Annotated in this window: 22 protein-coding genes; 20 read left to right on the top strand and 2 right to left on the bottom strand. The window is 55.7% G+C overall.

Going from position 1 to position 20,780, the window contains the following annotated elements:
- Window positions 1–18 precede the first annotated feature (18 nt).
- The 15 genes from BLU70_RS00305 (at window position 19) to yajC (ending at window position 12,651) form a co-directional block, all read left to right on the top strand.
- Window positions 19–738 carry a sporulation protein YunB gene (locus BLU70_RS00305; protein WP_244885062.1) on the top strand — a complete coding sequence of 240 codons (720 nt, stop codon included), beginning with the start codon at window positions 19–21 and terminating at the stop codon, window positions 736–738.
- A gap of 92 nt (window positions 739–830) precedes the next feature.
- On the top strand, window positions 831–1,859 hold the full coding sequence (locus BLU70_RS14310; RefSeq protein WP_074691163.1) for a LysM peptidoglycan-binding domain-containing protein: 1,029 nt from the start codon (window positions 831–833) through the stop codon (window positions 1,857–1,859).
- Window positions 1,860–1,861: 2 nt separating this feature from the next.
- Window positions 1,862–2,854 carry a phosphotransferase gene (locus BLU70_RS00295; protein WP_006446371.1) on the top strand — a complete coding sequence of 331 codons (993 nt, stop codon included), beginning with the start codon at window positions 1,862–1,864 and terminating at the stop codon, window positions 2,852–2,854.
- Between the two features lie 79 nt (window positions 2,855–2,933).
- On the top strand, window positions 2,934–3,815 hold the full coding sequence (locus tag BLU70_RS00290; protein ID WP_074691162.1) for a nitrilase-related carbon-nitrogen hydrolase: 882 nt from the start codon (window positions 2,934–2,936) through the stop codon (window positions 3,813–3,815).
- Window positions 3,799–4,650, top strand: coding sequence for an NAD+ synthase (locus BLU70_RS00285; RefSeq protein WP_052012242.1), 852 nt, complete (start codon window positions 3,799–3,801; stop codon window positions 4,648–4,650). Before BLU70_RS00290 ends, BLU70_RS00285 begins: the two co-directional genes overlap by 17 nt.
- A 21-nt stretch (window positions 4,651–4,671) precedes the next feature.
- Window positions 4,672–5,412 carry a YebC/PmpR family DNA-binding transcriptional regulator gene (locus BLU70_RS00280; RefSeq protein WP_074691161.1) on the top strand — a complete coding sequence of 247 codons (741 nt, stop codon included), beginning with the start codon at window positions 4,672–4,674 and terminating at the stop codon, window positions 5,410–5,412.
- 52 nt (window positions 5,413–5,464) lie between these two features.
- Complete coding sequence (locus BLU70_RS00275) at window positions 5,465–5,872, top strand: hypothetical protein (protein WP_040289028.1); 408 nt, start codon at window positions 5,465–5,467, stop codon at window positions 5,870–5,872.
- Between the two features lie 127 nt (window positions 5,873–5,999).
- A complete protein-coding gene (gene ruvC, locus BLU70_RS00270; RefSeq protein ID WP_006446376.1) occupies window positions 6,000–6,557 on the top strand; it encodes a crossover junction endodeoxyribonuclease RuvC in 558 nt (185 codons plus the stop codon).
- Window positions 6,554–7,168, top strand: coding sequence for a Holliday junction branch migration protein RuvA (gene ruvA / locus BLU70_RS00265; protein ID WP_074691159.1), 615 nt, complete (start codon window positions 6,554–6,556; stop codon window positions 7,166–7,168). The genes ruvC and ruvA overlap by 4 nt, the downstream gene beginning before the upstream one ends.
- A 56-nt stretch (window positions 7,169–7,224) precedes the next feature.
- Window positions 7,225–8,217: a Holliday junction branch migration DNA helicase RuvB gene (gene ruvB / locus BLU70_RS00260; RefSeq protein WP_006446378.1), complete on the top strand. Its 993-nt coding sequence runs from the start codon at window positions 7,225–7,227 to the stop codon at window positions 8,215–8,217.
- A 95-nt stretch (window positions 8,218–8,312) separates the two neighbouring features.
- The gene (sigI, locus tag BLU70_RS00255; RefSeq protein ID WP_244885061.1) at window positions 8,313–9,092 is read left to right on the top strand and encodes an RNA polymerase sigma factor SigI; all 780 of its coding nucleotides are present in this window, start codon (window positions 8,313–8,315) and stop codon (window positions 9,090–9,092) included.
- Window positions 9,093–9,096: 4 nt separating this feature from the next.
- Window positions 9,097–9,978 carry an anti-sigma-I factor RsgI family protein gene (locus BLU70_RS00250; protein WP_006446380.1) on the top strand — a complete coding sequence of 294 codons (882 nt, stop codon included), beginning with the start codon at window positions 9,097–9,099 and terminating at the stop codon, window positions 9,976–9,978.
- Window positions 9,979–10,044: 66 nt separating this feature from the next.
- The gene (gene queA / locus BLU70_RS00245) at window positions 10,045–11,112 is read left to right on the top strand and encodes a tRNA preQ1(34) S-adenosylmethionine ribosyltransferase-isomerase QueA (protein ID WP_006446381.1); all 1,068 of its coding nucleotides are present in this window, start codon (window positions 10,045–10,047) and stop codon (window positions 11,110–11,112) included.
- Entirely contained in the window at window positions 11,090–12,235 is a 1,146-nt protein-coding gene (gene tgt / locus BLU70_RS00240) for a tRNA guanosine(34) transglycosylase Tgt (RefSeq protein ID WP_074691157.1), read from the top strand. Before queA ends, tgt begins: the two co-directional genes overlap by 23 nt.
- A complete protein-coding gene (yajC, locus tag BLU70_RS00235) occupies window positions 12,232–12,651 on the top strand; it encodes a preprotein translocase subunit YajC (RefSeq protein WP_006446383.1) in 420 nt (139 codons plus the stop codon). Before tgt ends, yajC begins: the two co-directional genes overlap by 4 nt.
- A 91-nt stretch (window positions 12,652–12,742) precedes the next feature.
- Here the strand turns inward: yajC and BLU70_RS00230 are convergent, their stop codons facing one another.
- Window positions 12,743–13,150 (bottom strand): TIGR04086 family membrane protein, encoded by a 408-nt coding sequence (locus tag BLU70_RS00230; protein WP_040289030.1) that lies wholly within the window; start codon window positions 13,148–13,150, stop codon window positions 12,743–12,745.
- Window positions 13,151–13,281: 131 nt separating this feature from the next.
- On the opposite strand from BLU70_RS00230, the gene BLU70_RS00225 reads away from it, so the two are divergent.
- Window positions 13,282–15,432, top strand: coding sequence for a sensor domain-containing diguanylate cyclase (locus BLU70_RS00225; RefSeq protein WP_074691155.1), 2,151 nt, complete (start codon window positions 13,282–13,284; stop codon window positions 15,430–15,432).
- 144 nt (window positions 15,433–15,576) lie between these two features.
- A complete protein-coding gene (locus tag BLU70_RS00220; protein ID WP_040289032.1) occupies window positions 15,577–16,266 on the top strand; it encodes a DUF421 domain-containing protein in 690 nt (229 codons plus the stop codon).
- A gap of 27 nt (window positions 16,267–16,293) precedes the next feature.
- Here the strand turns inward: BLU70_RS00220 and spoVB are convergent, their stop codons facing one another.
- Window positions 16,294–17,880, bottom strand: a complete 1,587-nt coding sequence (spoVB, locus tag BLU70_RS00215) for a stage V sporulation protein B (protein WP_040289033.1) — start codon at window positions 17,878–17,880, stop codon at window positions 16,294–16,296.
- A gap of 162 nt (window positions 17,881–18,042) precedes the next feature.
- Here spoVB and BLU70_RS00210 point away from each other — a divergent pair, with 162 nt between their 5' ends.
- From BLU70_RS00210 to secF, 3 genes are all read left to right on the top strand, one after another.
- The gene (locus BLU70_RS00210) at window positions 18,043–18,318 is read left to right on the top strand and encodes a post-transcriptional regulator (RefSeq protein WP_006446388.1); all 276 of its coding nucleotides are present in this window, start codon (window positions 18,043–18,045) and stop codon (window positions 18,316–18,318) included.
- Between the two features lie 181 nt (window positions 18,319–18,499).
- Window positions 18,500–19,801 carry a protein translocase subunit SecD gene (gene secD / locus BLU70_RS00200; RefSeq protein ID WP_074691151.1) on the top strand — a complete coding sequence of 434 codons (1,302 nt, stop codon included), beginning with the start codon at window positions 18,500–18,502 and terminating at the stop codon, window positions 19,799–19,801.
- Window positions 19,785–20,708 (top strand): protein translocase subunit SecF, encoded by a 924-nt coding sequence (gene secF / locus BLU70_RS00195; RefSeq protein ID WP_040289035.1) that lies wholly within the window; start codon window positions 19,785–19,787, stop codon window positions 20,706–20,708. Before secD ends, secF begins: the two co-directional genes overlap by 17 nt.
- The last annotated feature ends 72 nt before the right edge of the window (window positions 20,709–20,780 follow it).

The following is a 20,780-nucleotide window of genomic DNA, read 5'->3' as shown; positions in this document are numbered from 1 at the left end:
GGACGAGGGGGAATTTGTGTGCCACGGCGTTTTGTTGCGCGCCCTGTCCGATCCGCCAGTCGGAGTGACGCGATACATGTTTCCAACCGTTCTTCACATCCGCGCTTACCCGCTTGGTTTTGGCCTGTAGCCTGCGCCATCCTCGTCTTTGTCGGGCTCATTTTCTTGATTGATTATCGCTTGCGCCCCATTGTCATAAACACTTCTTCAGCACTTGCGCAGCGCATTGGCAGCGAGGCGTTAAACGAAGCGCTTGTCGATGCCATTTCGGATTATCCGGATGCCAAGTCGCTGGTCAACAGCGAGATCGAACGCGGGGCGGGCGGTACGTCGCTGGCGGTCACAAGTCTGGATATGGCTAAATTAGCAGCACTTCAAGGTGTTGCCACGCGCGATGCGCAAACTCGCTTGCGCGAGTTGTCCCATCAACACTTGCGGTTGCCGGTGCTGCAATTGCTCAGTGGTTCTCTTCTCTCCGGTTATGCCTTGACGGTGCCCGTTCGCTTTTCCTTGATGGGAACCGTCCATTCCAATTTGCAAACGGATATTGAGTCGAAGGGCGTAAACCAGGTGGTTCACGTCGTGTACCTCGAACTGACCGCCAACGTCATGGTGATTACGCCTTTGGTTCATGTTCCGACCACGGTACAGACGAGGGCACCGGTTGTGTACCTTGTTATGACAGGGCCGGTGCCAAACGCGTATTACCAAGGTTCACCGACCGTTCCTCTGCGATGACGCGTCGACCGTGTGGCCGAGTGCCACTTCCTAGGCGAGTGCATATACTGCTGCAGTGATGCGACTGCCCTTTCGCCTAGGAGGTTTTGTAGATGAAGAAGTATGTCGTGAAACCAGGTGAATCTTTATATCAAATCAGCCGCAAGACCGGAGTTCGCTTGCCTTTATTACTGGCAGCTAACCCGCAGATTCAGAACGCTAACGACATCGTACCAGGAATGACCATCGTCATTCCGGAACTCGGAAAACCCGTTAAGTCCGGAAAGGCGAAGAAAGCGTCGTCTGCCAAAACGACCAAGCAGGCTAAAGCCAAACCCTACTTCGGGTTCGTCTGGCCGCACCATGTGCAGGCTGGCGAGACGTGGGCAGAGATCGCAGCCCGCTATGGCGTTTCGGTCGCTCAAGTAGAGCATCTCAATCCGACTGTTGCAGGGCAACCGTTGCAGCCCGGCATGATTGTGTATGTGCCGTTGTCTCATGCCACTTCGTCCACTGGCTATCCGCAAGCACCGGGTTACGCAGCGCCCACGCCAGGCTACGCGCCGGGGTACCCACAAGCACCGGGTTACGCAGCGCCCACGCCAGGCTACGCGCCGGGGTACCCACAAGCACCGGGTTATGCGGCGCCCACGCCAGGCTACGCGCCGGGGTATCCGCAGGCACCGGGTTATGCGGCGCCCACGCCAGGCTACGCGCCAGGCTATGTCCCGGGTCATGCACATGGTCCCGGTTCTGCCGCGCCTGCGCAGGGTGCAGCGCCTGTCGCAGAGACGCCTGCGGCCCCGGGATGGACGACGGACACGACGGCTAGCGTGACGCCTGTGGCTCCTTCCATGCAACAGCCCGCACCGACGCCACAAGCAGAAGTGCCCGGTGAAGCCGGTCCGCATACGCACAATCCGTATCGCTTGTCCGCTGATGCGTGGTTTGCCCCGGCCGATCCGGATGAGCCTCATTTGCGTGCGATCGATTCGGTTCAGGGCGACCAGTGGCGATCGTACGAAACGCCATCTGATCCATCGCAGGAGGAAGCGAAGGCGTGGGCCGACGGCGAAGTGCCACAGACGGACGATGACGGATGGTCAAAGCCTTTTACCGTTCGCCTGCGCGAGGATGAGTAGGTATGGACGCACCGGATGTGGCGTCAGTCGCGAAGAACGCTTACGGCATTTGCGCCGAATGCATTGTGCGTAAGCGTACAGTATATGGCATTGTCGCGGCAGACGGACGGCGATACATCTGGAAACAGGCGGCCTTCGGCGATACGGACGAACGTTTGCAGGCGCTGGCGCGAGCCTTAGAGGCTTACGATCGCGCCGATGTGCGAGCGGCCGCCCCCTTGCCCAAGCGAGACGGGCGAATGCTCGCAGAATGCAAAGATGGCAACCGCGGATACTTGCAGCCTTGGCTACCCGGACGACACGTTCAGACTGCGAGCCGCGATGAACGACTGCGGGCAATTGCCGCCGTCGCAAAGGTACAGCGGGCTGTGCAAGCGGCCGGGTACCCAGAACATCGGACACTGCGACGAGGGTCGCTGTACGGCAAATTGCGCGTCAAGGCAAACGCGATCGCGAAACTATGGCCGCAAGCCGCTCGCGAGTTGTCACAGTTTGCGCCGTTTGCAGTCGAGGCGCAGGCGCGGGCAGAGCGCACCATTGCGCTGTATCGAGCAAATTTGGAACAGACGCGGTCGCAGTGGCGCCAGCGGGCGACCTTGTGCCACCGCGATCTCGCTCCGCACAACGTGCTGATTGATGGCGATGGAAATATCGCCTTGATCGACTTTGACCACGCCGGCTACGACGACATGTATGCCGATCCCGTGCAATTCATCAGCCATACGCTGTTCTTAAACGAACTTCGAGTGCCTGAGTACCAGGAAATGTGGGAAGTCTATGCGGAGCACGCGGCCTTAAGGCGCAATGAATTGGCGATCTTGCTCGGTTTGGCCCAATGGCCAGATATCTGGGTACGCGCCCTTGCCGAATGGGGAAAGGCCGAGGCCGAGGAGCGGCATCATGCGGTTGCCAAGGTGCAATACGCGGTCGCGTGCGAGCGGCGGCGATCCGAGTTGAATAAGGCTGTGCTCGCCAAACTGCGGCTCGAGGCGTGATGGCGCCTCGAGCCTGCGCCTTTCTTCCGTTTGTCAGCCAGCGCATGTATACTGTTTGGGTATCAACGGTACTGGGGGAATGGCCGTGGCTTTCGACATACAACGCGTGGCGATCGCGCAGATGGCGCCCAAATTGGGCGATATTGGCGCGAATTTAGAGCGTCATCACGAATACATACGCGAGGCGTCGGCGCAGGGTGCTCATTTGATTGTGTTTCCGGAGCTCGGACTGACCGGGTACCAGACACAGGATTTGACGTTGGAGGTGGCTCGCTCGGCGGCGAGTCCGGAAATTCAATCCATTGTCGACATGAGTAAGGAGATCGACGTCTTATTTTCTTTTGTGGAAGAAACGGACGATCACCGATTCTACGTGACGGCACTTTACGCTTCAAAAGGCGAAGTTGTACATAAGCATCGTAAAGTGTACCTGCCGACGTATGGTATGTTCGACGAGCGCAGGTATTTTGCACCTGGCGACCGGTTTGACGTATGGAAAAGTTCGCTCGGGACGCTCGGCGTCCTGATCTGCGAAGACGCGTGGCACCTGTCTGCACCATACCTGCTTGCGATGCAGAAGGCGACGCTTCTCTTGGTACCAGCTTCAAGTCCATGGCGAAATACGATGGCGGCAGCGGAATTTGGTTCGCATGCGTTCTGGCGGCATCTGTTGCAGATGTATGCACAGTTGCTTGGCGTGCACATCGTCTTTGCCAACCGCGTCGGCTACGAGGACGGCGTGCACTTTTATGGTGGGAGCGGGATTGTCGCACCCAATGGCAGTTGGTTGGTCGAGGCCGGAACCGGTGAGAGCGAATTGATCGTCGCCGAGATCGACCGCCGCTTGACGCGTCGTACGCGTTATACGACGCCACTGGTCCGCGACGAACGCGTCCATTTGGTGGCTTCGCAGCTCCAAGCCTTGTTGCAGAGGGGGGATTTCGGTGCGCCCGGACATTGAACAGGCATTGCGTTTGCGTGAAGAATTGACCACATCGGTGCTGGAAGGGTTTTTGCGCGACGAGGTGCGCAAAGTGGGCTTTGAGCGCGTCGTATTCGGCTTGTCGGGCGGGATCGACTCAGCCCTTTCCGCGTATCTTGCCACGCGTGCCCTTGGCCGCGAACACGTGCACGCCGTGCTCATGCCGTATCGCAGCAGCAGCCCCTCCAGCCTCGCGGATGCCATGGAAGTTGTGCGCGATCTCGACATTCCGCATACGGTGGTGGAAATCACAGGGCCGGTCGACGCCTATTTTGAACAGATGGACAAGCTGTTGGGTGAACAGGCGTCGCCCTTACGACGGGGTAACCGCATGGCGCGCGAGCGGATGGTGACCTTGTACGACTTGTCTGCAGCGATGAATGCACTCGTTGTCGGTACGAGCAATAAAACGGAGCTGTTGCTTGGCTACGGTACTCAGTTTGGCGATATGGCGAGCGCGCTCAATCCGATTGGTGATCTATACAAGTGTCAGGTTCGCCAGTTATCCGCATATGTCGGTGTCCCGCAAAGCATTCTGAAGAAGGCGCCGAGCGCCGATTTGTGGGCAGATCAAACGGATGAAAAAGAGCTCGGTTTTACCTACGACGATGCAGACGAGATTCTGTATCAGTGGGTCGATCTCCGTTTGACGCCCGATGAAATCATCGAGCGCGGCTACGACGCATCGCTCGTGCGCCATATCGTTCAGCGCGTTGCGCGCAATCAATACAAGCGTAAGCCGCCTATCATCGCGAAGCTTTCGGGGCGCACGATTGGTATCGATTTTCGCTATCTCCGCGATTGGGGACATTGATTTCGCAAAAGGGTGAGTAGCATGTCAGGACATTCGAAGTGGCATAACATACAGCGACGTAAAGGCAAGCAGGACGCAATTCGCGGCCAGCTTTTTACCAAACTCTCTAAGGATATTTACCAAGCGGCGCGCGAGGGCGGCGGCAATCCGGACACCAATTTTCGCTTGAAAGTCGCGATTGAGCGGGCCAAGGCGAATAATCTTCCGGCCGAAAACATCTCGCGTACCATTGCGAAGGCGACTGGGACCTTGGAGGGCGTGACGTACGAGGAACTTCTGTACGAGGGCTATGGACCTCACGGGGTTGCCTTGCTGATCGAGATCGTCACGGATAACCGAAATCGCACGGCGGCCGAGGTTCGCCATATTTTTCGCAAACGGGGCGGCAGTTTGGCGGAATCAGGCGCTGTTGCCTGGATGTTTAAACGCCAGGGCCAAATTGAGGTGCCAAAAGCGGGCGTTGAGGGGGACGAACTGATGATGCTCGCGCTGGAAGCTGGCGCCGAAGACGTGATCGAGCAGGAGAACGCGTTCGTTGTCGTGACCGCACCCGAAGATTTTAAGCAGGTGCGTGTGGCGCTCGAGGAGGCTGGCGTGAAATACGACGATGCCGAGCTTGTGTATGAACCTGCGACGAAAATCGAATTGTCGGACGAGGCGTTGGAAGAGGTCTATGAACTTGTCGAAGCCTTGGAGGACTGTGATGACGTGCAGACCGTGTACACAAACGTCAAGATGGGCGACGAAGAGGAAACGGACTAATCTTGCATAACTTGTTTACTGACGCACACATTAACGGCGAGGAGCAATGGCTGTGCAAACAGCCGGAGAGGTGAGGGCTTTGACCACCAGACGCCAGGCTCACAAGCGCCGCCGGATCGCAAATACGTGTGCTTATACGTTAGCCGTTTTATTCCCGGTGATATGGAGTGTTGCCGCACCGGCTGTGGTACGGGCTGATACCCCGTCGCTGACCGACTTTGGTCAGCGCGATGTGCCGTTGCACGCGCAAAGACACCTGCACAGTGCGCTGTTTGTGACAGAAAGTGACGAAGGCACGGTTGCTTGGGAAGAACATGGCGTGCGCGACGATGCCATTGTTGCGTTTGTTGCGGAACATCCAGCTTGGCGGTTAAATGTACCTTTGTCGTGGTACTTTATGGAACCTGTTTATGAACGCCATGCGGCGCAAGACGGAGAGCAGCGCGAATTGGCGATATAAATGGAAGGTCATCGTCTGGGAGCGTCACACAACGCTCCCTTTTTATTCGTACTAGAACTTTTTTCACTCGCACATGGGGTAGGAGATCTGCGAGAAGCGACGAATGTCTAAACGAACAAGAGGAGGCATGCGGGTGGATGCAGAGCGCATCATGGGGATTGATCCGGGCCTCGCACGGCTTGGTTACGGTGTCATCGAACGTGCGGGCGGCAAACTTCGTCAGATTGTGTACGGGTGCGTGGAAACACCGTCACATGTACCGCTGCCACAGCGCTTACAGCAAATCTATCAAGAGTTGACAGTTCTTATCGACGCATATCGGCCACATGTATTGGCGGTGGAAGAACTGTTTTTTAACCGCAACACAACAACGGCATTTACAGTCGGGCAGGCGCGTGGTGTGGCCTTGTTGGCAGGCGCCAACGCAGATTTGGCTGTCTTTGAGTACACGCCGATGCAAGTGAAGCAAGCCGTCACCGGGTTCGGTCGCGCGGATAAGCAGCAGGTGCAACAAATGGTCAAGATTTTGTTGTCGTTGTCTGCCATTCCAAAGCCAGACGACGCGGCGGATGCGCTCGCTGTCGCCATCGCACATGCGCACACAGGACCCATCGCCCGTTTCGGAGATGCTGTACGCGAGCGGAAGAGCACGGGCTGGCATTGGGAACGGAGGGGAGGACGATGATCGCGTTTTTACGGGGGCTGGTGGTGCATCACGGTCCAGGCTTTCTCGATCTCGACGTCCACGATGTCGGTTATCGCGTTCATGTCGCGGATGGTGCCTTGGCACAGTATCCCATTGGGGCACAGGCTTACCTATATACCTACCAGCACGTGCGGGAAGACGGCATCGTCTTATACGGGTTTGCGACGGCTGAAGAGCGAACGCTCTTTGAGAGGTTGCTCGTCGTCTCCGGAATTGGCCCACGCCTAGCCTTACAGATCATAGGAGCGGCCAGCGTTCCGTCTCTTGTCGCCGCAGTGCAGTCGGAAGACACAAGTTACTTATGCACTCTTCCCGGTATCGGGAAAAAGACGGCACAGCGCATGGTGCTCGATTTAAAAGATAAATTGGCCGACCTGGCGCTTATCCAGCCGATGGCCACAGAATTGTCTAACGTTCCCGAAAACGACAACGTGGACGACGTGATCGCTACACTCGTCGCCTTGGGTTACAGACCGCGCGAGGCGGAACAGGCTATTGCGGCCATTGAACGCCGTCCTGGTGAGACGGTTGAGGATACGGTGAAGACCGCGCTGGCGTGGCTGTATGCGCAACAGAGTAGCCGCGTTTGACGTCGGCTCGTGAATAGAGAACATGGGACGACATTTGCGAGAAGGAGGGGGAGTGCATGGAGGATCGCGTTGTGTCCGCAGAGTGGAGCCGCGAAGACATGACACTTGACTCGATTCGGCCGCGTTTTCTCGACGATTACATCGGTCAAAGGGCAGTCAAGGAAAATTTGCAAATTTTTATTCAAGCTGCACGGGAGCGCGGCGAGTCATTGGATCACGTTCTGTTGTATGGTCCTCCAGGGCTTGGTAAGACGTCGCTCGCGATGATCATCGCCAATGAACTGGGCGTCCACATCCGCGTGACCTCGGGACCCGCCATAGAGCGAGCAGGTGATCTTGCGGCGATTTTGACGAATCTGCAACCGGGTGACGTCCTGTTCATCGACGAAATTCACCGCCTGTCGCGAACTGTCGAAGAAGTGCTGTATCCAGCCATGGAGGACTTTTCTATTGATATCGTGATCGGAAAAGGGCCGTCTGCGCGATCAGTGCGTCTGGATTTGCCTCCGTTTACGTTGGTCGGTGCGACGACGCGAGCTGGGCTTTTATCGGCGCCGCTGCGCGATCGATTTGGTGTGATGCTGCATCTTGATTATTACCCAGTCGAGGAGTTGGCGTACATCGTGGCGCGCAGCGCTGAGATCCTGCAGGTTGCTTTGACGAAAGAGGCGTGTATTGAGGTGGCCCGCAGAGCGCGCGGCACGCCTCGCATTGCCAATCGGTTGCTTAAGCGGGTGCGAGATATCGCGCAGGTTTCCGGCTGGACCACCGTTGATGAGCGTTTGGCAGGCATGGCGTTATCGCGGTTAAAGGTCGACGCTTTGGGGCTCGATGCGACCGACGAGCGGATCGTGATGACCGCCATCGACAAGTTTGGCGGGGGACCCGTTGGGCTCGAAACGCTGGCGGCGGCTGTAGGTGAGGAAGCAAGCACGATTGAAGACGTCTATGAACCGTATCTGCTACAAATGGGCCTGTTAAAGCGCACGCCGCGTGGACGTGTGGTGATGCCGGCGGCATATCGACATTTTGGCAGAAAGATGCCATGATCGTGAAAGAGTCTGAAGCATCTGTGCGATAGTGGCCCGGTTGTCTGAACGACACTCGGACGTACCCCCACAATTGGGGCGGAGAATTCGAATGCGTGAAGAGAGGTGGAAGCGTGGGCGTTTTGCCGTTTCGGGGGCGTCGTATCGAGGAACGGAACGAGTTAGCCCGATTGCTCCACGGTGCAAAATCCGGGAATGCGAGTGCGCGCAATGAGCTCATTGCGATGTACATTCCTTTTATTCTGCGGATTGCGGCACAGACGGCACGCAGGTATATCGACCCCAAAGCTGACGACGAATATAGTATCTGCTTGTCCGCGTTTAACGAAGCGATCGATCGTTTTCAGGAAGGCAAGGCAGCGTCATTTTTGACGTTTGCCGAGACGGTAATCCGCAGGCGTTTGATCGATTTCTTCCGAAGCCAGCATCAGCATCGGTTGAAGCAATTGCCGTGGAGCGAATTCGATGTGATTGACGACGAAGACAATGTCTCCAATTGGGCGGAGGTAAGTTCATCGCTGGAAGTTCATCAGGCAGAGCAGGAGGCGGCTATGCGTGCTCTCGAAATCGAAGAGTATGCGCATCGGCTGGCGGCGTTTGATCTGTCGTTCCACGAATTGATCGACATTTCGCCAAAACACGAGGATGCACGGCGGAATGCATTGGCCTGTGCACGCGCCATCGCTTCGGACGCAGAGTTGCTGGCCTTTGTCGAACGCAGGCGTGCACTTCCGTTAAAAGCGCTGGAGGATCGGGTCAACGTGTCGCGAAAGACGCTGGAGAGGCAGCGCAAATATATTTTAGCCATCGTCATCTTACTTGCGGGTGATTTTCCACTGCTCAAATCCTTCTTGATGAATGCGGAAGGGGCGTGACATCATGCGGAGAAGGGATGAGGAAGAGGCCGTTATCTTATCGCTTGACGGAGATTGTGCAGTTGTTTTCATGCGCGACGGCAGCTTTCGACGCATCCGCGTGAGGGAGGGTGCACAGGTTGGCGAATTGTGCTCGGTGGCGTCGCGAGAGCACCGATACGCTCGTGCCTTGCGCAACCTAGGCAACAGCGGTCGACGCTGGCGAACGACGGGCTTGGCGGCTGTTGTGGCGTGCTGTGTACTCATTGGAGGGCTGATGGTCGGCGCAATATCCCATCGCTCCGACTATGCGTTGGTATCTTTGGACGCAAACGGCCAAGTGAGCTTCGCCGTCGATGCGCAAATGCGCGTTGTGTCGGCGCGTGGGCTCAACTCAGAGGGACAAAAGGTTCTCTCGGCTGTCCCAGTAAAAGGTTTGCGGCTTACATCGGCCGTGGACGAAGTGGTCAGGAAGCTCGCACAAACACAGGCGTTGCCCCGCAATGACAGCATTGTTGTGACAACGGCCTCTGTTGCGCAGAGTGCCGATGTGCATGCGGTGGATGAAGAAGTCATATCGGCCATCCATACGGCATTGGGTAGGCGTGATCCGGGGAATGTGTACCATATGGATGTACCCAAATCTGTGTGGGCACAGGCCCAAGCTGCGCACGTATCGCCCGGGCAATATGCCACATACTTACTCGCGCAACAAGTGGGGGTACCGGTGAAGTTGACCGATCTGAATTCGGCCAACTTACAGACGGTTCTCGCCGAGGCGCACGACTTGCATACGGCGTTATCCGGTTTCAACACGGGAGACTATCAGCAAGTAGCCTCGATTGTGGAAAGTGCCGTCGGGTCATCGACTTTGAATTCCACACAACAGTATCAGTATAATGGGTGAAGTTGCCCCGTCCGCACAGCGCAAGCTGTGCGGAATTGTGTGTAAGGAAAGGATGGGACGATACCTGTGCGGGTCGATGAATTTGACTATTACCTCCCGGAACACTTGATTGCCCAAGAGCCGTTGCCAGAACGGGATCAATCCCGTCTACTTGTGGTCGATCCGGTCGTGCAAGCAATATGGCATCGCAAGTTTGCCGACATTGTCGAAGAACTACATCCGGGTGATGTGCTGGTGATGAACGATTCGCGCGTCTTGCCAGCGCGTCTCTATGCTCGTAAAAGTGCGACGGGAGCCCAGGTAGAACTGCTGTTGCTACGCCCGTCCGAAGCGGATTCGCACACATGGTATGCCTTGGCCCGCCCAGCAAAACGGCTTCGTCAAGGAACGCCACTCACGCTTGGTGAAGGCGAAGATGCCATTGAAATTGAAGTGGTGGCGGAGGGCGAAGAAGGTATCCGAGAAATTCGATTCCTCACTGAGGAGTCGGTCATTGACATCGCCAACCGGTATGGCGAGATGCCGCTCCCACCTTATATTCACAATAACCTGGAGGATCAGGAACGTTATCAAACTGTGTACGCTAAGCGCGTTGGATCGGTTGCGGCACCGACCGCGGGACTGCATTTCACGCCGCAATTGTTGGAGCGCATTGGTGCGAAGGGTGTCGATATCCGACATGTCACCCTGCACGTTGGGCTTGGCACATTTCGACCTGTACAAGTTGAGACGGTTGAAAGCCATCACATGCACAGCGAATGGTATGAGGTGAGTCCAGAGACGGCCGCAGCTGTCAACCAGGCAAAGGCAGAGGGGCGGCGCATCGTCGCGGTCGGCACGACGGCACTACGTACATTAGAAGCGGCAGGTGCGTCCGGAACGCTTGAAGCCAAGCAGGATGAGACGGATATTTTTGTTTACCCTGGATATAAATTTAAGATGATAGATGCGTTGATTACAAATTTTCATCTGCCAAAATCGACGTTGTTTATGCTTGTTTGCGCGTTGATGGGCACAGAGTTTGCCAAAACCGTCTATGCCGAAGCCGTCGCGGAGTCTTACCGGTTCTTCAGTTTCGGTGACGCGATGTTCATTACGAGGAGGGCCGCCGTTGAAGCAACCGGTAACGTATGAACGGATTGCGCGTTGCTCACACACTTTAGCGCGTCGTGGACGTGTTCACACTCCTCATGGCGAGATCGAAACGCCAGTGTTCATGCCGGTCGGCACACAGGCGACGGTGAAGACGATGGCTCCTTGGGAACTGACCGAGCTCGGAGCCCAGATCATTTTGTCGAATACCTACCATTTACACCTTCGCCCAGGTGAAGATATCGTGCGCCAGGCTGGTGGCCTGCATGGTTTCATGCAGTGGCCAGGAGCGGTTTTGACGGACAGTGGCGGGTTTCAAGTCTTCAGCCTGGCGAGTCTGCGCAAAATCACCGATGAGGGCGTCGCCTTCCGCTCGCACATCGACGGGAGTCCACGCTTTTTTTCGCCCGAATCGGTGATGGGCATTGAAAACGCGTTGGGTGCCGACATCATCATGCAACTCGACGAATGTCCGCCCTATCCTGCGTCCCGAGGGTATTTGCGCACGTCGCTGGATCGCACCCTGGCATGGGCAAAGCGTTGCAAAGAAGCGCATCGCAGACCAGAGGAGCAGGCCTTGTTTGGCATCGTGCAAGGTGGTGAGCATCTCGATTTGCGTAGAGAAGCGGCGGAGCGCCTCGTCGAGCTCGATCTTCCAGGCTATGCGGTCGGAGGGCTTAGCGTCGGCGAGCCGAAGCCATTGATGTACGAGATACTCGCGTACACCACCCCTTTGCTGCCAGCGGACAAGCCTCGCTACTTGATGGGAGTCGGTAGCCCTGATGATCTCTTTGAGGGCGTGGAGCGTGGGATCGATATGTTTGACTGCGTGCTGCCCACCCGCATCGCACGCAATGGAACGGTTTTCACTGCAACGGGCAAACGCGTGCTCAAACATGCTCGATATCGCGACGATTTCCGCCCACTCGACGAGGCGTGCTCGTGTCGTGTCTGCAAGACGTTCTCGCGGGCATACATCCGACATTTGCTTAAGGCGGACGAGATTTTAGGCCTGCGCCTGACGAGCTATCACAATGTACACTTCCTGCTCGACATGATGGCCAAGATCCGAAAGTCCATTGAGGAAGACAGGTTTTTGCAACTCAAACGCGAATTTTATGAAACGTATGGTTATACTGGTCAGCGAGAGGACGTGTTGGATTGAAAGGCGGAAGCAGTCTCATTTTTCTGATCATCGTCGTGATCGTGTTTTACTTCTTGATGATTGTGCCACAGCGCCGTCAGCAGAAGAAACGTGCAGAAATGATGAAGCAGATTGGCCCTGGAGCACGCGTGATGACGGCGTCCGGCTTATATGCCGAAGTCGTGGAGACGCGCGGCGATATCGTCGTCGCCCAAATTGCAGAGGGTGTGAATGTGGAAATGGATCAACGCGCAGTTGTGCGCGTGATTGAAGAGGGGCCGGCGCAGTACAACGACGAAGTGGACGAGTTGCCGGAGGCGGACGATAACGTGGTGTCAGGCGTATCGGAAACCGTGGATCAAGTCGATGACGAACTGACAAGTTCTGACGCGGAGCGTCAGTTTGACGAGCATCACAAGCAGCATGGGGAGTCGTGACGAATTACGACAACGGCCGTGGGCATACGCCTGCGGCCGTTTTGCTGGTTGGCTTGGTCATGCCACCTTGTGCGACGTGTGCGCATGAACCCTATTTACGCGTGAATGCGGTTCCTATCATGCCGCCGAATGCACCGATGACTGCCATCAGCAATACGCGAAACAGGCCACTTCCGTCCATCGTGAACGTGTTATACACGAATAGCCCGATAGCTACCATGATAAGGGCATAAAGAAGACCGGTTGCGCCCCCGTGAAACCATCCTCGGCTCTCCACTTGGCGGGCCGCCGCGATCGCGCCGCAAAACACGGCAACACAGTGCACGACATAAGCAGCCGCGGTAAGCGAGTTGACGTCCCATTCGCTGGATCGTGCGAACAGAAAAATTGCGACCGTCCCTAAGAAAGCAATGAAAAGACTCCAAAGACATCCATACAAAACCGGTATTGCACGCAGTACGTCGAGCCGGCTGCCACCTTCCGCCTGAGGCACGTTCATCACCTCTTGTACAAGTTTCACTACAAAATATTCGGGTATCAAGATAAATATGATCTTGTCCAAATAGATATGAATTGTTTATACTGGAAACTTGAAGAATTCTGTAATTGGTTTGCTGCGGGGGTGAGGGCATGACCGAGGGTACAACGTTATGGCGCCAGAACGTGTACAGTGCGGTTGTCGGAATCGCCGGATGCCTTGTTGCATTATACGGTTTGCCGAGTTTGCGCCATGAGAATGGCTGGCTCGTCGCCGCGATGGCGGTCATTGCGTGCTTGCTCGAATCCCTCCCGATCCCGCTACGACAGGCACAGGCGTCTTTGTTGCCGGCCGTCATCATCGCGCTCGTCGGCCTCGGGGGGCTTGAACCCGCGATGGTGTGTGGAATGTTGGCAGCGTGTGCGGCGCCGCTGTTCTTGCGAACGTGGGACAGCGTCATAGTATTGTTCAACGCCGGGCAGTATGCCCTTAGCACATGCGCCTTATGGCTCGTCTTGCACGCACTTCATTCTTTGCCCATTGTCTCCGTACATGCCATTGTCCTTTTCGATCTCGCCGCCGGTTCCCTGGTCTTTTTGGTGGTCAATCACTTGCTCGTTCACACCTTGCAGTGGCTTCGCGGAAACTTGTTGCCGTCGTCCATCGTTAGTGCGCTTGTCACGGACGCCGCCAATCTGGCTCTTTGCCTGCCGTTTGCTGTCCTTGTACTGGCGCTGGCTCCTGATAACGTGTGGTTCGCGCCCATCGTTATGTTGCCGTTGGCAATGCTTGCATATATGTTGCGGGCGCATCGGCAGACGCTTGATCTACAAATGATTCACGAGGCGACAACAAAACTCGCCACCGAATTTGATATCCGCGCAATCGCGGCGGACGCGGCGATTCTCACGCGCCGCATGACGCTCGCCGACTGTGTTGTCGTATTTCTGATCGACAACGAGCACAATGCGCTTGTCCCTATGGCTGTGTATCCGCAGGCGTACGATCACTTGTTTGACAAGAACGGTTGGCCTGAGGAGGCGGGTGGTGTTATTTGGAAAACTATTCACCACCGCGATCCCGTGCACATTCCGGACGTTCGTAAGGACGCGCGCGTACGCATTTTAGGAGATCACCCAACATTTTTAAGTATGGCCATCTTCCCCATGCATGCCCATCTGAAAGCACACGGCGCGATCGTCTGCTATGCCAAACGGCCTCGGGCTTTTGCACATGTACACCAATATATGGACACTCTGTCCAACCAAGTTTCCGTTCTGCTTGAGAACGCGAAGCTCTACCAGGAACTTCAGGAACGCACATTTCGCGACGAGGCGACGGGCCTGTTTAACTATCGCTATTTCTACGAGGAATTGGCAAAGCGGGTGCAAACGTCTGTAACGGAGAACCGCCCCGTTTCGGTGTTGATTGCCGACGTTGACTTCTTCAAAAAGTTCAACGACACCTATGGGCACTTGGCGGGAGATGTCGTGTTGCGTGAGGTTGGCCGCTTGCTGCAGCGGCATGCCGGAGTTCACGGAATCGCCGCGCGGTACGGCGGCGAAGAGTTTGCGATCCTCATCTGGGCGAACGCCGAAGAGGCTTATCGGATTGCGGAACAGATTCGGCAAGAGGTGAGTCGGTTGGCGGTCGAGTTTCATGGCTACCACCTGCAAGGGATTTCCGTCAGCGTCGGTGTCGCCACATGTCCTGACCATAGCCTATCGGATCGGGATCTCCTGCTCAAGGCCGACAGTGCGATGTATTGGGGCGCAAAACAGCGGGGCCGCAACCGAACGGCCATGTATGCGCCAGAGTTCGATACGCAATTGTTTGTCGACAGTTTAACCAGCTTGTACACGCACCACTTCGTCAACATTCGGATCCGCGATGACATGATGCAGGGTGTGACAAAGTGGGGGGTCATTTGTATTGACCTGAACCAGTTTGGCAAAGTCAATACAGGATTTGGATTTGATGTGGGGGACGCGGTTCTACGCCAAGTGGGTGTGCTCGTTCGTCAATGCCTTCGCCATACGGAACTCGCTTGTCGTTACGGAGGAGACGAAATTTTGATCGTCCTGCCGGATGTTGCAGAAACAGAGCTTGCGGGAGTTTGCGATCGCGTCGTGAACGCGATCGAACAACATCGTTACGTCGTCTCCGACCATGTGGTACTTTCCATGCGGACAACGGCTACATACCGCGTTTTTGAAGACGTCGCGGACGGCCCAGACTTATTCAATCGGGTGGCTGAGATGTTTGCACAACTGAGCACAGCTTCCGAGCAAACGATGGCGTAGTGCCCTGTTGCGAAGACGGGAGCGTGGGCAGATGTTTGAGAGTTCCTGCGTTTTCTACTTTCCCGCTTCGCTTCACGTTTTTCCGCCTCGAGGACGCATGAACGACGGTGCTACCAGGTCATACTAGCGCCGGAGGGATTAGCCATGCATAGCGTTCCCTTATGGCAATTTCCGGTACGCGCACTCGTCCTCTATTTGATTGTGATGATTGCCCTGCGCATTATGGGCAAACGGGAAATTGGTCAACTCTCCGTGTTCGATCTCGTCGTATCTGTCATGATGGCTGAGCTGTCCACCTTGCCGATGGAGGACCGACGCGTGCCCATTTATGAGGCGGCCATTTCCATTGCGTCGCTTGTGCTATTTCAGGTTGCAGTCGCGTTTCTCCAGATCAAGAGCCATCGTTTTCGCCACTTGATTGATGGTGAACCATCCGTGCTCATCGAACATGGGAGAATTCAGGATAGGGAAATGCGAAGAATTCGCTATTCGGTTCACGATTTGCTCACACAGCTTCGCGAAAAAGGTGTCGCGAACGTAGCGGATGTGGAATTTGCGATACTGGAGACGTCTGGCCAATTGAGTGTTATTCCGAAAGCCGAGGCACGCCCCCTCACACCGCGCGACTTGGGCAAGCCGGTCGCGGCAGAAGCCATTCCATGGCCGCTTGTCATCGATGGCCGCCCCGTGCCAAAGACGCTCACCCTCATCGGCCGCGATGAGGTGTGGCTGCGAGATGAGCTAAGGCATCGTGGCTATACCTTGGAAAACGTATTTTATGCGACCATCGATTCGGACGGAAGTATATGGATTGACGAGCGGGATCAAACATAGGGGACGCGCACGTGTCCATGCTGTCCCTCACACCGCAAAGGGCATCCAGCGGACGATTCGTGCCAACGCTGGACCCACTTTGGGAATGCGCGAGACGGCTCGGCTCGTGAGTACCCTCAGGGCGCACAAGAGCGCAAAGTAGACGATAAGTCCACCGCCAATGGCCAGGAGCAGGGTAGAGCCGGGCAATGGGCGATGGTGGAACGTGATGGCCTGCATGTACGCGAACATCCCAATTGCAGCGATACCAACGCGTAGGAGCGACTGTAGTCGAATGTGAAAGCCAATCATGCGTACGACAAACCACAAGTTTAAAAGCGTCGAGAGTGTAAACGAAAACGCCGTTGCCATGCTCACACCGAGGATACCGACTTCGGGGCGACGGGCCAGCACGACGATGAGCAACAGTTTGGCGACGCCACCGACAATGGAATTGACCATTGCGACACCAGCCCTGTTCAGACCCTGTAAAATGCCTGTCAGGGGCGCTTGCAGGCAGAGCAAAAACTCAAACGGAGCCATAATGGCGAGAATGGGGCCGATATTAGGCTGTTTGTAAATGACGGTCGTGAGAGGCCCTGCGAACAGCGTGAACACCACGGACGCAGGAAACGAGACAAGTGCGGTCGCAGTAAAGCTTTGCGAGAGTCGCTTGCGGATGCGGAACATCTCGCCTGCGGCCGCGGCTTCCGACACAGCCGGCACAAGATTGGTTGCCAGTGAGGATGTGATGACCGTCGGGAACACGAGCAGCGGGATCGCCATGCCGCTGTACTCGCCGTACATGCTGGTGGCTTGACTCGTGACAAAGCCTGCGGCCTGCAACGCACGCATGACCAGTACCGGTTCCGCTGCAAACAAGAGCGACCAGATCAATTTGCTTAAGGTCACAGGTAGTGAAATTTGGCCGATCGCGTGCACAGTGCTTCGCATCGACTCGGTGGCACGTGTGTAGGCAGGGTCAGGGATGACGTCTACCAGACGCGCTCGCCGACGCTGCTGAAAGACCATAAACAAAAGGCCGGAGAGTTCGCCAAGAACCATGCCCATCATGGCAGCGGCAGCGGCGTAGGAAAGCGAATAGCGGACAAAGTATGCCGCCAGGATCCAAATGCTTAGAATGCGCACCGTTTGCTCAAGAATCGAGGCCCACGCCGTTGGTGCCATGTCTTGCAGTCCCTGAAAGTAGCCGCGGTAAAGGCTTGAGATGGCGATAATGCCGACTACTGGAATCATTGCAAGATACGCCGGATAGGCGCGCGGGTCGGTCAGCCAATGTGTTTCGATCGCGTGACGGAATAGGTACATGAGCAGAGTGAACAGGACTGCAAGAGACGCGACCGAAATTCCTGAGATACGCATGATGCGCTGAATGCGGGCGCGATCGCGCTGTGCGACCGCTTCTGCCACGAGCTTGGAGATGGCCAAGGGGAAGCCCATGGTGACAAAGGTCAAAACCAAGCCAAGAATGGGAAAGACAATTTGGAACAACCCCATCCCCTCGGCTCCGATGATGCGAGTGAGGAAGATGCGGTATATAAAACCCATCACGCGGGTGACGAGCCCAGCGATCATCAGCACAAGCGCTCCGTGCAGGAAGGTGTGGCGATTCACGGTACAGTACCTCCCATTTTGATTTCTGTCTGCGGCGGACATGTACGTTATTCCGTATGCGAAACGGGCGTGAGGTAGTCCTTTTTTTGGACCACAGAGGAATTTGCACTGTGCGGGTGGAAACATAGATAGCTCAGGCAAGCCAAGGGAGATGCATAGGGCATGGATCCGTTTCAACTACCGTCGATCGCGGAACACAAAGCGGCCATACTCGAACTCTGCCGAGCCAAAATCGAGGAATTTAAGCTTCTCGGCTATGATCGGGTAGAGTTTGACGAGTTTTGGTCGTACATCGAATCAAAAGTGCGGTTTGGCATTCAATTGCACGAATTGGTGGAACTCATTCTATCCGTTCGCATCACGGATTACATGAACTATTTGACGGTGAACGCCTATCGCCAAATGCAAGATGGACTTGGTGATCCACCGCGTTCGTGACATCGGCAGGGATGGCGTACGCACTCGTGCCGCGGGGCAGGTTTTTTTTGTTTGACGGCGAAATTTGTCGTTCGTATACTGAACATGGCATGCTGTTGGAATCGACAGCGGATCGTTCGCTGTGTTCGACGCCACCCGTTTGCCGGGCGAGGTTGGACGGCGGACTGAAGGAGGACAAGCTATGAAATGGGGACGCCTGTTCGCGTTTCTGCTGATGGTCGCGGCTATCATCGGCGTTACAGCGGGCACAGTTCCACAGGTATGGAAGTCGATTCCACTCGGGCTCGACTTGCGAGGCGGTGTCGATTTGTTGTACGCGGTCGATACGCCAAAAGGGCAATCGCTTTCGGACAGCGGCCGCCAAGCCTTATTAAAGGCGGTTGAAATGCGCGTGAACTCGCTTGGCGTTTCATCGCCAAGCATCGATCTCGAAGGCAAGAACCAACTTGGGCAAGATCAGATCCGCGTCCAGGTTGCAGGCGTGAAGAATCAGCAAGAGGCGGTACAAGTCATCGGTGCAACCGCTCAGCTGGCCATTTACGGGGACGCAACCATTGACAAAAAGACAGGAAAAATTACACCTGTTGGCGCACCCCTTGCGACCGGGGCCGACCTGAAGAGTAATGCTAAGTGGGTCGTGGATCAGCAAGATGGCAAAAATGCGGTCGCCATCGAGTTTAAACAGGCGCAGAAGTGGATCGACATCACCAAAAAGTATGTCGGTAAGCCGATTTTTGTATTTCTCAACGGGCAATTGCTGACAGATCCCGTGATTCAGCAGGTTATGTACAGTGGTAGCAGTGAAATATCGGGTGGCAGCCTGACGACGCCGCAAGCGTGTATGGCGTTGGCAAACGAGTTGAATGCGGGCGCACTCCCGTATCCATTGACGCTCGAGAGTGAGACGAGCGTAGGTCCGTCGCTTGGCCAAACGAGCTTACAGCGGACGATGGTCGCAGGTCTCATTGCCATCATTATCATCTTCGCCTTCATGATTTGTGTATATCGCCTGGCCGGACTTATCGCCGATATTGCGCTCATCGCGTACGGTTATTTGACTTTGCTCGTCTTCTCGGGTCTGCACGTCGTACTCACGCTTTCGGGATTGGCGGCTCTCGTGCTGGGCGTGGGGATTGCGGTCGATGCGAATATCATCACATATGAGCGCATTAAGGACGAAATGCGAAACGGCCGCAGTTTGCGATCCGCAGTGCGTATCGGCAACAAGAACGCCTTGCGCACCATCGTCGACTCGAATGCGACGACGTTTATTGCTGGTGCTGTCATGTACATTTTCGGTGGACAAGGGGACGTTCGGGGGTTTGCCGTCGCGCTCATGGTCGGCATCATCGTCAGCCTTTTGACAGCAGTGTTGCTCAGCCGCCTCATGCTGCTTACGTTCACGGCGTCTGGCGCCGTTCGCCGCCCATGGTGGTACGGCGTCGGGAAGGGAGTGTTGAAACAGCATGAAACCCAGGTTTAACATCGTTCGGTTGAGCAAGTGGTTTTTTATGCTGTCAGGTGCCATTACCATCGCCGGCATTATCGTATTCGCATTGTTCGGATTTAACTTAAGCACAGATTTCAAAGCCGGATCGCGAATCCAGTTTCAATTGAATCAACAAGTTCCCGATGCCCGCGTGCGACAAATGTTTCAATCCGTCGGCCTCACGATTGGCGACACCGGTCTCACGGTTGGTGGCATTGAACGTAATGTCGCCATCGTCACACTCCCTGAACAGTTGAGCGCCAAACAGATTGCCGCCATTCAGTCGGCTGAACACAAATTCTTTCCGAGCGCCAAGCAAGACATTCAGGTGAATTCGGTCGATCCGTTTGTCGCACAACAAACGGCGCGCAAAGCGATTTGGGCCGTGCTCGCGGCGGCGGTGTGCATTGTGGTTTATGTGGCCATCCGCTTTGAATTCCGTTTTGCGATTGCCGGCATCATCGCCCTGTTGCACGACGCCTTTATCGTCCTTGCTGCCTTTGCTCTTTTGCGCCGCGAAGTCGATTTGACCTTTGTCGCGGCTTTGCTGACCATTGTGGGGTATTCCATCAACGACACCATCGTAATTTTTGACCGCATCCGTGAGAACGTGAAAATTCACAAGCCGGAAGACATCGATGCCCTGCGCGACGTGGTCAACAAGAGCCTGTGGCAGACGATGACGAGATCTATCAACACGGTCTTTACCGTGCTCGTTGCGGCTGTGATTCTCTACTTCTTCGGCGGGGTGTCCATACGCAACTTCACGTTTGCACTCATCATCGGTCTCATCAGCGGTGCATACTCGTCCATATTTATCGCGAGTCCGATTTGGGTTGCATGGAGAGGTCGCTCCATGCGTAAACATAAAGCTGTTGCCAATGAAGCAAGTGTGCAGTGATTCATGTTGCGCCGAAGCGCTCCCAAGGGGCGCTTCTTTAATTTAGTTAGCACACTTAGCAAACGTACATCG

It is taken from the genome of Alicyclobacillus hesperidum, from assembly GCF_900107035.1.
Lineage (GTDB): Bacteria > Bacillota > Bacilli > Alicyclobacillales > Alicyclobacillaceae > Alicyclobacillus > Alicyclobacillus hesperidum.
Note: the sequence above shows the minus strand (reverse complement) of the source record. Positions and strands in the feature narration are given on the sequence as shown.